Origin of the sequence: Pseudoclavibacter helvolus, from assembly GCF_014191305.1 — a bacterium.
Lineage (GTDB): Bacteria > Actinomycetota > Actinomycetes > Actinomycetales > Microbacteriaceae > Pseudoclavibacter > Pseudoclavibacter helvolus.
The window spans coordinates 171,599-185,801 of record NZ_JACHWJ010000003.1 but is presented as its reverse complement, the minus strand read 5'-3'; the positions used below and the strand labels follow the sequence as shown (position 1 = coordinate 185,801).

Here is a 14,203-nt window from a genome sequence, read left to right as displayed (position 1 = left end):
ACACCGCAGCACAGGAACCGAGGAGCAGCCGTGAACGAACTCGACGACATCGATCGGCAGCTCATCGCGATCCTCCAGAAGGACGGGCGACGGTCGTTCAAGGACATCGCCGATGAGACCGGCCACCCGGCGTCGTCGGTCAGGTACCGCGTGCAGCGTCTCGAGGACTCGGGAATTCTGCAGATCGTCGGCATCGCGAACCCGCTCTCCATCGGCTTCGATCACCTCGCCATGGTGGGCATCCACTGCGAACCCGGCTTTGCCCGCAGCGTCTGCGAAGCACTCTCCGCACTTCCCGAGACCAGCTACGTGGTGCTCACGAGCGGCGGCTTCGACGTCATGGTCGAGGTCATCTGCCGCGACATGGAACACTACAAGGAGCTGCTCCTCGAACGGCTCCAGACCACCGAGGGCGTGCGACGCACGGAAACGTTCTTCGTGCTCGAAGCCCACAAGCTCGCCTACGGGTGGGGCGTCGGATAGGCGGCGGCGAGAGTCCCGACGTCTCGTCCGAGATACATCCGCAGCTTACGGCGGATGCACCACCCCCACCGCTACCCTCTTGGACACGCGGCCCCATGATCGGTGCCGCGCCATCGATCAAGGGGAACTCATGACCGACATCTCAGAACTGCTCTCGCTCATTCCAGTCGACGACATCGCCAGCCAGCTGGGCGTCGACAAGCAGACCGCACAGCAGGGTATCCAGGCAGCGCTGCCGACCCTCATTGGCGGCCTCCAGGCGAATGCGGCGGACCCCGCGGGCGCCGCGTCGCTCGAGCACGCGCTCGAGCAGAAGGACACGTCGCTCATCGATGGCCGCGTCTCGCTCGCTGACATCGACACGACCGACGGCGAGAAGATCGTCAAGAACGTCTTCGGCGGCAACACAGATCAGGTCGCCGCCGCCCTCGGCTCGGCGCCGGGCGGCCAGACCTCCGGCCTCGTACAGAAATTGCTCCCGATCCTCGCGCCCATCGTGCTCGCGTGGCTCGCGAAGAAGTTCCTCGGCGGCCAGCAGGGCGCATCCACCACCGCAGGTGCGAGCACCGGCGGCGGGCTCGAGGACCTCCTCGGCGGAATCCTCGGCGGCGGTGCGAGCTCCGGGAGCAAGGCGGGCGGCTCAGCGGGTGGCGGCCTCGGGGACATCCTCGGCCAGGTTCTCGGCGGGGCGGCAGGCGGCTCAGGCGGTTCGGCCGGCGGCGGCCTCGGCGACATCCTCGGCGGACTGCTCGGCGGCGGCAAGCGCTGAGCCGCGGCTGAATTCGAGCGGCAGCGGATACGCGAGGAAGCGCCGGCCTAGAATCGGCTCGGCCCTTCCTCGCGTCTTCGCGTCCCGACCCGACGAACGCCCCGACTCCACCGCAGCTCCGAAACGAGTCCCGTATCTCCAACGCCGACTTCGAGAACCTCTGGCACACCCTCGCCCTCGTGGCACTCGCGCTCGTCGTGACCTCGGCGCTCGCGCTGTTCCTGACGAAGCTGCCGATCTGGTCGCGCTCCCGACTCCTGCTCACCCCGCTCGCCGCGCAGCACCGACTCACGCGCCTCGACGAGGACCTACGCGGATGGGAGACGGCGTTCGCCGGGGAGGTGACCTGGCTCGCGCACCGCGGGGTGCTGCGCATCCACGAAGTCGAAGACTCGGGCGCGGCCGCCCGCATCACGACCGCCGGGTACCGCGCACCACGCTCGAGCGGATGGGAGGTCGAATGGCTGGGCGACGACCCGTCGCTGCCAGCGTGGTCCAGTGCCGTCATCGACGCCTACTTCCCGGGCGGGCGGCGGAGCCGCGGGAACCGGGCCAGAGTCGATCGCACCGGCGCGGACGATCCGGCACGCCGCTCCGCGCTCAAGACCACTGTCGTCGCCGAGCTCGATCGCGCACGCGTCGATCACACCGACCGGGACTCATGGGTGACGCTTCTGCTCGCGAGCCCGTACAGCCGAGCCTCGGCGGGACTTCTCTTCGTGCCGCTGGCGCTCGTGCTGCTCGCCCCGTGGCTGCCGTCGTGGGCCGTTCCGCTCTACCTCGTCGGGCTCGCCTCCCTCGCTGCGCTCACGCTCATCCGCCCGCCGCTGCAGCGCCGGTGGACGAAGCTGTGGGAGCGGTACCGCACCGAGACCCGGCATCTGCACGAGCTGCCACTCGCCGAGCGCGGCATCGGCGCAACCCGCGTCACCTACCTCGATGCCTTCGCTGAGAACCTCGGCTTCGCCGACATCGTCATGTTCGGCTCTTCAGAAGACGTGGCACGCGGATACGCGCAACAGGCCGACATCATGGTGCGGGAAGGGCTGCTCGACGACATTCGGCCCGACTGGCTGACGCCGCTGCACGAACAGCTCACTCCCGAGCAGCTTGTCGACCTCATCGACGGGTACCTGTTCACGGTGCGCTGAGGCCGCTCCACCGAGGGCGCTTCGAATCTCGTAGCGGGACGTGATCGCCCGCGAATTGAGGACGGCTGCGATACACCCGACCTTGTTTCTTCTTCATTCCACGAAATGCGATCTGAGGTAACGCGAACACGTCGCTTTTCGAGGCACTCCGCTCCCCCGTGGGTCTGCGCTGTCGCGCAGGATTGCTGCAACCCAGCAAAGGACCCACATGACTCAACTGCGACCCGCTCAACGGGGCAAGGCAGCACAACCCAAGCCGACGCCAGATCAGCGCAGCTCAGGCAACGCCGCCGGCTACCTGCTGATCCTGCCAGCCGCCCTCGTCATCCTCGCGCTCGTGATCCTGCCGATGCTCCTCATCATCCGGGACAGTTTCGCGATCAGCGACCCGCTCGGCGGTGACCTCGGCGGCTTCACCCTCGACAACTACCTCACTCTGCTCGACCCCGTCTACGCGAAGACGATCGGATACAGCCTCGGCATGGCGCTGCTCAACGCGGTGCTGTGCGTCGTGCTCGGCTACGCCGTGGCCGTGTACATCACGACACGGCCCGCGCGCGTCCAGCCGATTCTGCTCGTGCTCGTGATCATCCCGTACTTCACCGACTTCATGGTCCGCAGCTTCGCCTGGATCAACATCCTCGGCAGCGCCGGCCCCATCGTGTGGCTCGTGAGCCTGACCGGCCTGCCGGCCGAGTCGCTCGTCCCATCGCAGTTGGCGGTGACGCTCTCGCTCATCTACGCGTTCCTGCCGGTCGCCGTGTTCCCCATCTACGCGTCCATGCGCACGATCGACCCATCGCTCCGAGAGGCGGCGGCGGATCTCGGGGCGGGCTGGTGGCAGACCCACGCGCGCATCTTCGTACCGCTCTCTGCTCAGGGCATCGCCGGCGCCGTCATGCTGACCTTCGTGCCGACGCTCGGCGTCTTCGTCATCCCCGTGTTGCTGGGCGGCGGCAAGGATCCGCTCGTCGGCAACCTCATCGTGACCCTCTTCACCGAGTTCCGCAACGAGCCGCTCGGTTCGGCGCTCTCCGTGGTCGTCTTCGTGCTCATGCTGCTGTCGGTCGTCGCAGCGGGCCTCGTGCTGCGCGCCATCTCCAGGAAGAAGGCCAAATGATGGACCGCCTGCTGAACTGGATCGCGCGCCTCGCGTTCGTCTTCCTCTACGTGCCGATCGTCGGCCTCATCGTCTACTCCTTCAACGCGTCAGAAGTCAGCTACCGCTTCGACGGCTTCAGCCTCCGCTGGTACGCAGAGCTCTTTCAGGACACGCTCCTGCTCAACACTCTGCAGACAAGCGCGATCGTCGGAGTGGTCTCTGCGGTGCTCGCGACCGCAATCGGCTTCGCGACGGCCCTCGCAGTGAATCGCTACCGCATCAGTGGCCGCGGCTTCTTCCTCGGCGCGATCCTCGTGCCGCTCATCGTCCCTGAGATCGTGCTCGGCGTCTCTCTGCTCTCGATCTTCCAAGGGATCGGCGTGCCGATGGGCTACCTGACGCTTGTGCTCGGCCACCTCGTGGTGACGCTGCCGCTCGCAACGCTCATCATGATCGGTGCGCTCAGTGCGCTCGACCCGAGCCTTCCGGAGGCTGCGAACGACCTCGGGGCAAGCGGCTGGACGAGCTTCCGACTCGTCACGCTCCCCCTGGTGCTGCCATCTGTGCTCGCTTCCTTCCTCCTCGCCTTCACGACCTCGTTCAGCAACATCGTCATCTCCACATTCACCGCGGGCGTCGGAACCACGACGCTTCCGTTGCGTATCTACAGCTCGGTCCGCACCGGCCTCAGCCCCGAGCTGAATGCGCTCGGAACGCTCATGGTCGTCGCAACCGTCGTCCTGATCCTCATCATCGGCGTCGGGCAGCTCCGACGCATCCTCGCCGGCACACCCGCCAAGTAGTCCGCACATTTCACCCTTCTGCTCACCGTTAGGAACTCGCATGAAGCACACCACTCGAGCTGCGTCCGTCGCAGCTGTCGCCGCCGCCCTGGTCCTCACCGGATGCTCAGCATCCGGTAGCACCGAAGGCGCGCCCAATTCCCTCAGCATCTACGCCTGGGCCGGGGAGATCCCAGACTCCGTCATCGCCGGGTTCGAAGCCGAGACCGGTATCAGCGTGACCGTCGACACGTTCGACAGCAACGAGACCATGATCGCCAAGCTCCAGGCAGGCGGCAGCGGCTACGACATCGTCGAGCCGAGCCAATACGCGGTCGGTCTGCTCGCAGAGCGAGAACTCATTCAGAAGCTCGACGAGAGCAAGATCGAGGGCTTGGACAACATCGCGGAGAAGTTCCGCGACCCGTCGTTCGACCCCGGCAATGAGCACAGCATCCCGTGGGCGTGGGGCACGACGGGCATCCTCTACAACGAAGCCTGCACGGGGCGCGAGATCACCTCCTGGGAAGACTTCTGGGACCCGAAGTTCGCCGGCAAGGTCTACATGCTCGACAACATGCTCTCGGCCTACATCGCCGGCTTGCAGGTGAACGGATACTCGGCCACTTCGACGTCCGAGTCCGAGATCAGCACAGCCACCGACTCGCTGCTGGAGCAGAAGCCGAACCTCGCCGGCTACAACAGCACGAACTACGCCGACCTGGTCGGCGCCGGCGACGCCTGCATCGCGCAGGCCTACAGCGGCACGGTCGCGGCAACAGCCGTCGATGCCAACCCCGACGTGCGCTTCACCCTGCCAACGGAGGGCGGAACGCTCTGGACCGACAGCTTCTCGATCGTCAACGACTCCGATGCGACGGATGCCGCCTACCAGTGGATCAATTACACGCTCCGCCCGGAAGTCGCAGCCCTCGTGACCGACGACGCCAGCCTCGCGAGCACCAACGCGGCCGCCCTGGAGGTCATCGCCAACCAGGACCTCGTCTCCAACCCCGCCATCTACGCCCCGGAAGAGCAGCTCACCAACGCCGAGTTCATCACCGATCCAGGTGCTGCCCTCAGCTTCTACCAGGCCGGCTGGACGCGCGTTCGCGCGTCCTGAGCCAGAAACGAGTCTCGAACATGGCACTCACAATCCAGAGCGACCAAGGCGCCTCCGCGTCAGCACACACCACTCCGAAGGTCGCTGTCCGACTCCGCGGTCTCACGAAAACGTTCGGAGACCACCAAGCAGTCGCACCCACCGACGTCGACATCTACGAGAACGAGTTCTTCAGCATCCTCGGCCCCTCTGGATGCGGCAAGACCACCCTCATGCGCATGATCACGGGCTTCGAGGCGCCGACAGCGGGCTCCATAGAGCTGGACGGCCGAAACGTCGATGGCGTCAGCACACGCGACCGTGATCTGAACATGCTCTTCCAGAGCTACGCCCTCTTCCCTCACCTCACCGTCTACGAGAACGTGGCGTTCGAGCTGCGGGTCCGCAAGACGGCGAAAGACGAGATCGACGGTCGGGTTCGGGATGCAATCGAGCTCGTGCGTCTGGGAGATTTCGCTCAGCGCAAGCCGAGCCAGCTCAGCGGAGGGCAGCGTCAGCGCGTCGCGCTTGCGAGAGCCGTCATCGGCCGCCCAGCCGTTGTCCTCCTCGACGAGCCGCTCGGCGCGCTCGACCAGAAACTCCGCAAGGAGATGCAGTTCGAGCTGAAACGCATGCAACGTGAAGTCGGCATCACCTTCATCTACGTCACACACGACCAGGAAGAGGCGCTCACCATGTCAGACCGCATCGCGGTCATGTCGGAAGGGCGAATCCTGCAGCTCGCAAGCCCCACGGAGATCTACGACAAGCCCAACTCCAGGTTCGTCGCCACATTCATTGGCGAGTGCAACATCGTCGAGGGCGTCGCGCTCGAGTCCGGCGTCGAGATTCCCGAGGTTGGCCCGGTGCCCACGACAACAAGCATTCCGACGAGCGCCGGCTCGGCCGCGGCTGTCGCCATCCGACCCGAGCGCGTGCAGATCTCAGTACTGCCTCCCGACGACCGCCTCGCGCTGCGAGCGACCGTGAAGGAGCGCGTCTTCCTCGGCGACGAATGGATGTACCGGGTCACCCTCGACGGTGGGCAGCTGCTGAGCGTTCGCGTCGCGAGCAACGAGGTGATGGCCGACGTGATAGCGCTGCCGAACGGAGCCTCAGCCTGGATCACCTGGAGCGCCGCCGACGCGCAAGTGCTCGCCGACGACTCAACGACCGCAGTCTCACCCCTCAGCGAAGAGGTCGCCGCATGACCAGCAATCCTTCCCTCACCGTCGCCGTCGCCCAGATGGCGCCGACCGTCGACGCCGAAGTCAACCTGCAGACGATCGCTCGGCTCACCGCCGAAGCCAACGCCGACGGCGCCCGCCTCGTGGTGTTTCCCGAAGAGGCCATGATCCTCGCCTCCGACGTGCCGGACCTCCAGACCGCGGTCGCGGACGCGTGGCCGAAGTTCGTGGCCCGACTCTCAGCACTCGCCACCGAACACGATGTCTGGCTCATCGCCGGCGGGTACGAAGACAACAGCTCTCCGCGTCCGTTCAACACACTCGTCGTGATCGACCCGACCGGAGCGATCATCGACAGCTACCGCAAGCTGCACCTCTACGACGCCTTCTCCTACCGGGAATCCGACTACGTCACCAGCGGTACCGAAATGCCGCCCGTGGTGATGATCGAAGGCGTGGCCGTCGGCCTCGTCAACTGCTACGACATCCGTTTCCCCGAGCTGAGCCGGGACCTCGTCACTCGAGGCGCTGATGCGCTCGCCGTATCTGCAGCCTGGGTTGCGGGGCTCCGCAAGGAAGAGCACTGGTCGACGCTCCTGCGCGCCCGCGCCATCGAGAACACCTGCTGGGTGCTCGCGGCGAGCACGTCGTCCGAGGACTGCATCGGCCAGAGCTCGATCATCGATCCCCTCGGCACCGCGCGCGCATCGCTCGGCCCTCGAGGCGACGGCGTCATCCACCAGGTGATCTCACTCGACGAGACCGCAGCCGTGCGACACACCGTGCCCTCCCTTGCGAACCGGCGCATCATTTCCACCGTCACCATCGAACAGGAGGCCTAATGGCCATCGTCATCGGCGATTCCCCAGCACCGCTGAACCCCGAGCTCGTCAGCAAGCTCGCCCGCGCATCCGTGCCAACTTTCGGGCACTACCTCGAGGTCGGATTCGTATCGCCCGAGATCCACCGCCTCTGCGGCGCGGGCCGCCTCGTCGGTCGCGCTGTGACCGTGCGCCTGACTGCCCAGGACTCAACGCTGCTGCACCACGTCGTCGGTCAGCTCGAGGCTGGCGATTTCCTCGTCATCGACACTGGCGGCGACCGGACGCACGCGCCAGTAGGCGAGATGATCGCGAGAGCTGTCGCGGCACGCGGCGGCCTCGGCGTGCTCGTCGACGGAGCAGTCACCGACCTCGACGAGATCGAGGCGCAAGGCATCGCCGCGTATGCGCGTGGCACGAGCGCTCTCACGACCAAGCTGCTGCACCTCGACGAGGGAGGCATCAATGTCCCTGTCGTCGCAGGTGGAGTGCTCGTGCGCCCCGGAGACGTGGTGCTCGCCGACCGCAACGGCGTATTCGTGGCCCCCGCTGAGCTCCTCGAACCTCTTGTCGACGAGATCCTCGCCGACGACGACGACGAGATCGATCTCGCGCAGCAGATCGCAAACGGCGCCAGACTCGGCGAACTCACGGGCGCGAGCGAGGCCGTCGAACGCCTGACCGCGCGGCGGGAGAGGGCGTGATGACTAACACACAGCGCACGCTGATCAAGGTCGCGGTCAACGGCGGCCGCACGAAGTCAGAGCACTCAGCGACGCCGGTCACGGCGCAGGAAGTGGCGATCGACGCGGCTGCGGCCATCGCTGCCGGAGCCGACGTCATCCACGCGCACGCCAGGACCAGCGATGGCGGACAGACGATCGACGCAGACGCCGTGCGAGAGCTCGTCCAAGCCTCGCACGCGGTGAACCCGGGAATCCCGATCGGGACGACAACGGGCCTCTGGACCTGCGACGGGCACGAAGACCGGATGCGGACGCTGCGTTCGTGGCACGACGACGGCCTCCCCGACTTCGCCTCGGTCGCATTCTGCGAGGAGGGGGCCGCGGAGGCCGCCGACTACCTCATCGAGCGCGGAATCGTGCTCGAGAGCGCTGTCTGGTCGGTTGAGGATGTCCCAGCTCTGCTCGCCGCTCCATCCCTGCACCACAACGTGCGCATCCTCATCGAACCGGAAGACGAGGACCCCGCGGCAGCTGTGGCGCACGCGCGCCGCATGGCCGCGCTCATCCGGGATGCGGGCGTGACGACGCCCCTGTGCTATCACGGCTTCGACGGGGCCGCATGGGCGGTCGTCGCCGCGGCCTTCGAAGACGGAGCGGAGACCCGCGTCGGGTTCGAGGACATGCTCGTCGCACGGGATGGCAGCCTGTCGCCGAGCAACACTGCCATGGTGCTGGGAGCTCGAGCGCTCGAGGCTGAGATGCGCGCTAGGGAGTATCGTCATCAACCATGACTGGTGCTCCACGTGGCTGTTGATGAACTCGATCGCAGGCTCATCGACCTGCTGGCGACCGACGGTCGGCGAGCGTTCACCGACATCGCCGTAGAGCTGGGGGTCTCCGAGGCCACGATCCGCACGCGCGTCAGCAGACTCACGTCTGACGGCACGCTGCGGATCGTGGCGCTCTGCAATCCGTTGACGCTCGGACATCAGCCAGTCCGCTTTCGGATCACCGTCCGCGATTTCACGCCAGCAGATGTCGCGCGCACCATCGCGGACATTGCGATGGTCGGCCACGTGGCCCTCATAGCGGGCCGCAACGACATCTACCTCGAGGCGACCGCGCGAGATCTGGACCAGCTCATGACGTTGCTCGATGAGCTCCGCCAGATTCGCGGAATCGCGGACATCGAACCCAATGTCATCTCGCGTCTCTACAAGGACTACTCCTGGCGTGGGCTCCGCAATCGCTCAGGTGACTGGTCGCTCGGCGGTTCGGGCGAACGCGCGCACACCTAACGTCAGGGCCGCGCCCTACCCGACTTGCCCGGTACTCGGGTGCGGGCGCGTCCCGCGCCGGACCGGGTCGCGGAATCCCGCCCACACGTACTCGTCCTTGACGACTTCCAGCACCGTCTCGACCTCGACGCGCTGAACTCCAGGGACCCTCCGCAACGTCTGGGACAGGAACGTGGCCATATCTGCCGCGGTCGCGCACCGAACATCAACGGAAAGGTCATAGCGACCGACGCAGGCCGCCACGAACTTCACCTCGTCGAAGGCCGACAACGTCGCAGCCACGGTCTCGAGCTCGGCACCACGCACCTGCAGGAAGACGTGCACCTCTGACTGACCGAGTCGCAGACTGTTGGGCATGCCGACGACCTGAACGACTCCGAGAGCGAGAAGCCGCTTGTAGCGGGTTCGAACGCTGGCCTCAGAGAGACCGACGTATCGACCGATCTCGCTGAGGGAGCGACGACCGTCCACGCGAAGCTGGTCGATGATCTTTCGGTCGATGACATCAATAGCTTCCAAGCCCATGCCGACAGTCTCCCCCACTCCGGCATTCGCACCTACCGGTGCGAAGGTATCCGGAACTTCTTCACCTTGTCGCCCTCGACGGTCACGAACGCACGCGATGTGCCGTTGAAGCAGTTGCTGCGCCAATCGAAGAACAGCTCCGTCGTGTCGTCCTCGGTCGTGGCCTCCTTGATGACCATCTGAGCGCTCTGCCCGATCGCGTCGCTCTGCGCCCAACTGCTGACGCCCTCGCGACCTTCGAGCACGCGACCCCAGTCATCGACCGAGCCGTCTTCGGTGAACGCGTCGACAAATGCGTGCTCGTCACCGCTGTTGATCGCATCAACAAGAGCCTGCACCGGCGCAGGCACTGTGATTTCAGTCATGGGACCCCATCTTTCTGCGGGCGATGGACGCCCGAACGGCCACAATGTAGCAAGGCAGCCTCCGGATTCCCGGGCATGGCCGTAAGCTCGGAATCTCGGGATGTGCGGCGAACCGACCCGCGCATCCGCCCTGCGGCTCCACAAAGGCAAGCCCGGCTGGTCAAAAACTGGCCCCGTCAACAAGCAGAAGGTGAACTGAGCATGAGCGACTTCTCGCCCCTTGAAGTATTTGACCGTCGCGAGTCAGAAGTCCGCGGATACATCCGCTCGTTCCCCGTGGTGTTCGACCGCGCACTCGGCTCGACCCTCGTGACTGCCGACGGCGACGAGTACCTCGACTTCTTCGCGGGGGCAGGCGTGCTCAACTACGGGCACAACAACCCGCTCTTCACGAAGGCGCTCGTCGAGTACATCGAGCACGGCGGCATCCTGCACGGCCTCGACATGGCAACCTCCGCGAAGCGCGCCTTCATCGAGGCGTTCGAGCAGTATGTGCTCGAGCCGCGCGGCTACGACTACAAGATCCAGTTCACGGGCCCGACCGGCGCGAACGCAGTGGAAGCGGCCCTCAAGGTCGCCCGCCAGGCCACGGGACGCACCAACGTCGTCGCGTTCACGAACGGCTTCCACGGCCTCAGCCTGGGCGCCGTGGCCGTCACGGGAAACAAGAAGTACCGCGACGCCGCGGGCACGACCCTCGGCGATGTCACGCGCCTCCCCTTCGAGGGCTACCTGGGCGACAAGCTCGACACGCTCGACCTCTTCGAGAAGATGCTCGACGACACCGGCAGCGGCCTCGACCTGCCTGCAGCCGTCATCGTCGAGGCGATTCAGGGTGAGGGTGGCATCAACGTCGCGAGCCCCGAGTGGCTGCAGCGTCTCCGCAAGATCACCGAGGAGCGCGGCATCCTGCTCATCCTCGACGAGATCCAGGCAGGAATCGGCCGCAGCGGTTCCTTCTTCGCGTTCGAGGAGTCGGGCATCGTCCCCGACCTCGTGACGCTGTCGAAGTCGATCTCCGCCTCCGGACTCCCCATGTCGCTGGTGCTGCTGCGTCCAGCCGTGGATGTGTGGAAGCCGGGCGCGCACACGGGCACGTTCCGAGGCAACAACCTCGCGTTCGTCACGGCACGTGTCGCCCTCGAGAACTACTGGGCCGACGACGCCTTCATGACGACGGTCGCCGAGCGCTCAGCAGAACTCCGCGCCGGCCTCGAGGCGATCGCCGCCGACTACCCGCAGCTCGCCTTCACCGTGCGCGGCCGAGGCCTCATGTACGGCATCGTCAGCTTGAACGACCGAGACCTTCCGTCGCGCATCTCCGCTGAGGCGTTCCAGCGCGGCCTGGTCATCGAGACCGCCGGCGCGTTCGAGGAAGTCCTCAAGTTCCTCCCAGCGCTCACGCTCACAAGCGAAGAACTGCAGTCCGGCCTCGGCATCGTGCGCGAGAGCCTCGACGCCGTCCTCGCTGGCGACGACACCGAGGCCCAGCACGCCGTCGAGGACCACGTCGCGTCGCACGCGTAGCACTGCGGTCACTGCTCCGCCGGGCCCGGCCGCATCCACACGAGAAATGCATGTTCGCTCTCGCGCGAACATGCATTTTTCGTGTGGATGCCCGCTGAGTGGAGAGCGCTCGAGGGCGTTCAGCTTCTGCTGGTGCCGCCGCCGGAGAACGTCGAGCCGTAGGAGTGCGGTGCCGGGTGAGCGGCCGGTGCCGAGTCAACCGGCTTGGGCGCCACTCGGGGCGAGGGAGAGGACGGCGCCTGCTGCACTGAAGGCGCTCCCGCCGGTGGCGCCGTGCTCGACGCTTGCCACGCTGGCGGCGGAGGGCCCTGCCGTTGCGGCCCGGGCTCCGCTCGCCCAGACGCCTGCTGCACCGAGGCCGGCAGCCAAGCGGCTGGCCGTTCGACTGGCCGGGGCGCCGCCGCCCAGGGCGATGGGGCTGGCGGCGCGACTGCCGACGAGTCGGGCACGGCCTGCTGCACGGACAGCCCGAGGAGCGAGATGCCGCCGCTCGTTGCAGTGTCTTCATGGAGTCCCGCGACGCCCAGCTCCGCGGCTCTCAGCCGTTCGGCCTTGCGCTGCGCAGATGCAGCCTTCGCTTTCTTCGTGCGCCGACGCTGCACGAGGATAGCGACGAGGAGGCCGAGGCCGAGCACAAGCACGACGAGCAGCGCAAACGCGACGATGGTGAAGATCTGATTGGTGCCGGCCATGACGTGGTGCGTCCGATCAGCGCATCGGGCGGATCTTGAGTTCGTCGACCGCCCCGCCTGCCGGGGTATCGACGGCGAGGCGCACGGCCTGCGCGACGGCTTGCGGGGTGAGGTAGCGTTCCCGCTCGTAGCTGCCCTGCTCGAGTTGCCGCAGTTCCCGCTGCATGTCGGTGTCGACGCGGCCGGGGTGGATGCTCGAGACGCGCACTCCGTGCTGGCGTTCCTCTTCGCGGAGCGCATCCGTCAGTGCGCGCAACGCGAACTTGGTGCCGCTGTACACGCTTGTGCCCGCGCCGCTCGCGTAGCCGGAACCCGAGTTGATCATGACGATCGTGCCCTTGCTCGCGCGGATGAGCGGTAGGAGGAGGCGTGTGAGGTCGGCCACCGCGAACACGTTGAGCTCGAACGCGCGGCGGAATCGCTCACGGGAGCTCTCGGCGATTGCGTCGTGCCCGCCGAGCACGGCAGCCGAGTGCACGAGCACGTCGAGGCGCTGGATGCTGCGGGTCGCCTCGGCGAGCTGACGTTCGTCGGTGAGGTCGGCGACAAACGGCGTTGCGCCCGGGATTCGAGCGGCGGCCTCGGCGACGGCTCGCGGCTCGCGACCACCAACGAGGACGTGGTGGGTCCGTCCCAGCTCCTGGGCGATAGCTTCGCCGATGCCGCGCGTTGCCCCCGTGACGAGCGCGACGGGCCGTCGGCCCTTGTCTTGGGTCTCAACAGGTGCGGCGAACTGGCCTGCTTCAGTCATGGTCTTCCCCCGGGGTTCTGCGGTGCGTGACCGCGGACAGCGGTGGCCTGAACATTCTGCCACCGTCCTGCTACGCGCTCCCTCCGAGGATGCCGCCGTGTGGAGGACGCGCGCCCCGCATCGGCTGCCGCGCCCTGTGGCAGTCTTGTGCGGCAGACCCGCTCGAGAAAGTTCCCAGTGCTTCCCATTTCTTCTTCCAAGGCCGCCACTCGCCGAGCCGGCCGCATCCTGCTCGCGACCATCGCTCTTGTCGGCGTCGCGAGCCTGCTCGCGGGGTGCACGCCCCTTGCCACGCAGTCGACGCGCTCCACCTCCGGCACCGCCTCACCGCCTGCGAGTCAGCTGGTTGCGCTGTCCGAGGAGGTCGAGGCCGCGACCGCGGAAGGCGACGCGTCGACGTCGTTTGCGTCGGACGCACTCGACGTGCTCGGCAAGCTCCCCATCGCCCCGCGTGACGAGTGGGAGGAGTTCGACCGTGAAGGTTCGTTCGGCGAGGGCTGGCAGGACCCGGACGGCAACGGCTGCGACGCACGCAACGATGCTCTCGCCGCATCCATGACCGACGTCGAGCGCAACCGTGATGCGTGCCGCGTTGACACCGGCGTCTTCGTGGACCCGTACTCGGGTGACGAGATCGACTTCGAGCGCGGGCCGAACACGAGCCCGCTTGTGCAGATCGACCACGTCGTGGCGCTCGCGAACGCGTGGAGGACGGGTGCGAAGGAGTTGTCGTTCGAGGAACGCGTCGAACTGTCGAACGACCCCATGAACCTGCAGGCGACGGCCGGGTGGGTGAACGACGACAAGAAGAGCCAGGATGCGGCGAACTGGTTGCCCCCGCAGGAGTCGTACCGCTGCACCTACGTGGCACGGCAGATCGTGGTGAAGGCCACCTACAACCTGTGGGTCACGCAGGCCGAGCACGACGCGATGCGCGACGTACTCGCGGACTGCGCGTAGCA

At 66.6% G+C, this 14,203-nt stretch carries 17 protein-coding genes; 13 read left to right on the top strand and 4 right to left on the bottom strand.

Annotated features, from left to right (window positions below):
- The first annotated feature begins 30 nt into the window (after positions 1-30).
- The 11 genes from FHX72_RS10520 to FHX72_RS10470 all read left to right on the top strand — a co-directional run bounded on the left by FHX72_RS10520 (position 31) and on the right by FHX72_RS10470 (position 9,381).
- Positions 31-483 carry an Lrp/AsnC family transcriptional regulator gene (locus tag FHX72_RS10520; protein ID WP_235812598.1) on the top strand — a complete coding sequence of 151 codons (453 nt, stop codon included), beginning with the start codon at positions 31-33 and terminating at the stop codon, positions 481-483.
- Between the two features lie 130 nt (positions 484-613).
- Entirely contained in the window at positions 614-1,252 is a 639-nt protein-coding gene (locus tag FHX72_RS10515; RefSeq protein WP_183624931.1) for a DUF937 domain-containing protein, read from the top strand.
- A 179-nt stretch (positions 1,253-1,431) separates the two neighbouring features.
- Entirely contained in the window at positions 1,432-2,403 is a 972-nt protein-coding gene (locus tag FHX72_RS10510) for a hypothetical protein (protein ID WP_183624929.1), read from the top strand.
- A gap of 208 nt (positions 2,404-2,611) precedes the next feature.
- Positions 2,612-3,523 carry an ABC transporter permease gene (locus FHX72_RS10505; RefSeq protein WP_183624927.1) on the top strand — a complete coding sequence of 304 codons (912 nt, stop codon included), beginning with the start codon at positions 2,612-2,614 and terminating at the stop codon, positions 3,521-3,523.
- Positions 3,520-4,308: an ABC transporter permease gene (locus tag FHX72_RS10500; RefSeq protein ID WP_244964189.1), complete on the top strand. Its 789-nt coding sequence runs from the start codon at positions 3,520-3,522 to the stop codon at positions 4,306-4,308. Before FHX72_RS10505 ends, FHX72_RS10500 begins: the two co-directional genes overlap by 4 nt.
- Positions 4,309-4,348: 40 nt before the next feature.
- Positions 4,349-5,410, top strand: a complete 1,062-nt coding sequence (locus FHX72_RS10495; protein ID WP_183624925.1) for an ABC transporter substrate-binding protein — start codon at positions 4,349-4,351, stop codon at positions 5,408-5,410.
- Between the two features lie 20 nt (positions 5,411-5,430).
- A complete protein-coding gene (locus tag FHX72_RS10490) occupies positions 5,431-6,600 on the top strand; it encodes an ABC transporter ATP-binding protein (protein WP_183624923.1) in 1,170 nt (389 codons plus the stop codon).
- Entirely contained in the window at positions 6,597-7,418 is an 822-nt protein-coding gene (locus FHX72_RS10485; protein WP_183624921.1) for a carbon-nitrogen hydrolase family protein, read from the top strand. Before FHX72_RS10490 ends, FHX72_RS10485 begins: the two co-directional genes overlap by 4 nt.
- Entirely contained in the window at positions 7,418-8,101 is a 684-nt protein-coding gene (locus tag FHX72_RS10480; protein WP_183624919.1) for an RraA family protein, read from the top strand. Before FHX72_RS10485 ends, FHX72_RS10480 begins: the two co-directional genes overlap by 1 nt.
- Positions 8,101-8,874, top strand: coding sequence for a 3-keto-5-aminohexanoate cleavage protein (locus FHX72_RS10475; RefSeq protein WP_183624917.1), 774 nt, complete (start codon positions 8,101-8,103; stop codon positions 8,872-8,874). Before FHX72_RS10480 ends, FHX72_RS10475 begins: the two co-directional genes overlap by 1 nt.
- A gap of 12 nt (positions 8,875-8,886) precedes the next feature.
- On the top strand, positions 8,887-9,381 hold the full coding sequence (locus FHX72_RS10470; RefSeq protein WP_183624909.1) for an AsnC family transcriptional regulator: 495 nt from the start codon (positions 8,887-8,889) through the stop codon (positions 9,379-9,381).
- 15 nt (positions 9,382-9,396) lie between these two features.
- Here the strand turns inward: FHX72_RS10470 and FHX72_RS10465 are convergent, their stop codons facing one another.
- Together FHX72_RS10465 and FHX72_RS10460 are read right to left on the bottom strand one after the other, a co-directional pair.
- Entirely contained in the window at positions 9,397-9,906 is a 510-nt protein-coding gene (locus FHX72_RS10465; RefSeq protein ID WP_183624907.1) for an Lrp/AsnC family transcriptional regulator, read from the bottom strand.
- A gap of 32 nt (positions 9,907-9,938) precedes the next feature.
- Positions 9,939-10,271 (bottom strand): nuclear transport factor 2-like protein, encoded by a 333-nt coding sequence (locus FHX72_RS10460; protein WP_183624905.1) that lies wholly within the window; start codon positions 10,269-10,271, stop codon positions 9,939-9,941.
- Between the two features lie 201 nt (positions 10,272-10,472).
- On the opposite strand from FHX72_RS10460, the gene ectB reads away from it, so the two are divergent.
- Complete coding sequence (gene ectB, locus FHX72_RS10455; protein WP_183624903.1) at positions 10,473-11,798, top strand: diaminobutyrate--2-oxoglutarate transaminase; 1,326 nt, start codon at positions 10,473-10,475, stop codon at positions 11,796-11,798.
- A gap of 119 nt (positions 11,799-11,917) precedes the next feature.
- Here the strand turns inward: ectB and FHX72_RS10450 are convergent, their stop codons facing one another.
- On the bottom strand, positions 11,918-12,490 hold the full coding sequence (locus FHX72_RS10450) for a hypothetical protein (protein WP_183624901.1): 573 nt from the start codon (positions 12,488-12,490) through the stop codon (positions 11,918-11,920).
- 16 nt (positions 12,491-12,506) lie between these two features.
- On the bottom strand, positions 12,507-13,241 hold the full coding sequence (locus tag FHX72_RS10445) for an SDR family oxidoreductase (protein ID WP_183624899.1): 735 nt from the start codon (positions 13,239-13,241) through the stop codon (positions 12,507-12,509).
- A 177-nt stretch (positions 13,242-13,418) separates the two neighbouring features.
- Here FHX72_RS10445 and FHX72_RS19705 point away from each other — a divergent pair, with 177 nt between their 5' ends.
- On the top strand, positions 13,419-14,201 hold the full coding sequence (locus FHX72_RS19705; protein WP_221186895.1) for a GmrSD restriction endonuclease domain-containing protein: 783 nt from the start codon (positions 13,419-13,421) through the stop codon (positions 14,199-14,201).
- Positions 14,202-14,203: the final 2 nt, after the last annotated feature.

What these genes read in the sequence shown, in the direction of transcription:
- FHX72_RS10445 (WP_183624899.1), bottom strand. Translation starts at nt 13,241, where the DNA reads ATGACTGAAGCAGGCCAGTTCGCCGCACCTGTTGAGACCCAAGACAAG.
- FHX72_RS10500 (WP_244964189.1), top strand. Translation starts at nt 3,520, where the DNA reads ATGATGGACCGCCTGCTGAACTGGATCGCGCGCCTCGCGTTCGTCTTC.
- FHX72_RS10485 (WP_183624921.1), top strand. Translation starts at nt 6,597, where the DNA reads ATGACCAGCAATCCTTCCCTCACCGTCGCCGTCGCCCAGATGGCGCCG.
- FHX72_RS10450 (WP_183624901.1), bottom strand. Translation starts at nt 12,490, where the DNA reads ATGGCCGGCACCAATCAGATCTTCACCATCGTCGCGTTTGCGCTGCTC.
- FHX72_RS10480 (WP_183624919.1), top strand. Translation starts at nt 7,418, where the DNA reads ATGGCCATCGTCATCGGCGATTCCCCAGCACCGCTGAACCCCGAGCTC.
- FHX72_RS10465 (WP_183624907.1), bottom strand. Translation starts at nt 9,906, where the DNA reads ATGGGCTTGGAAGCTATTGATGTCATCGACCGAAAGATCATCGACCAG.
- FHX72_RS10460 (WP_183624905.1), bottom strand. Translation starts at nt 10,271, where the DNA reads ATGACTGAAATCACAGTGCCTGCGCCGGTGCAGGCTCTTGTTGATGCG.
- FHX72_RS10495 (WP_183624925.1), top strand. Translation starts at nt 4,349, where the DNA reads ATGAAGCACACCACTCGAGCTGCGTCCGTCGCAGCTGTCGCCGCCGCC.
- ectB (WP_183624903.1), top strand. Translation starts at nt 10,473, where the DNA reads ATGAGCGACTTCTCGCCCCTTGAAGTATTTGACCGTCGCGAGTCAGAA.
- FHX72_RS10505 (WP_183624927.1), top strand. Translation starts at nt 2,612, where the DNA reads ATGACTCAACTGCGACCCGCTCAACGGGGCAAGGCAGCACAACCCAAG.
- FHX72_RS10475 (WP_183624917.1), top strand. Translation starts at nt 8,101, where the DNA reads ATGACTAACACACAGCGCACGCTGATCAAGGTCGCGGTCAACGGCGGC.
- FHX72_RS10490 (WP_183624923.1), top strand. Translation starts at nt 5,431, where the DNA reads ATGGCACTCACAATCCAGAGCGACCAAGGCGCCTCCGCGTCAGCACAC.
- FHX72_RS10515 (WP_183624931.1), top strand. Translation starts at nt 614, where the DNA reads ATGACCGACATCTCAGAACTGCTCTCGCTCATTCCAGTCGACGACATC.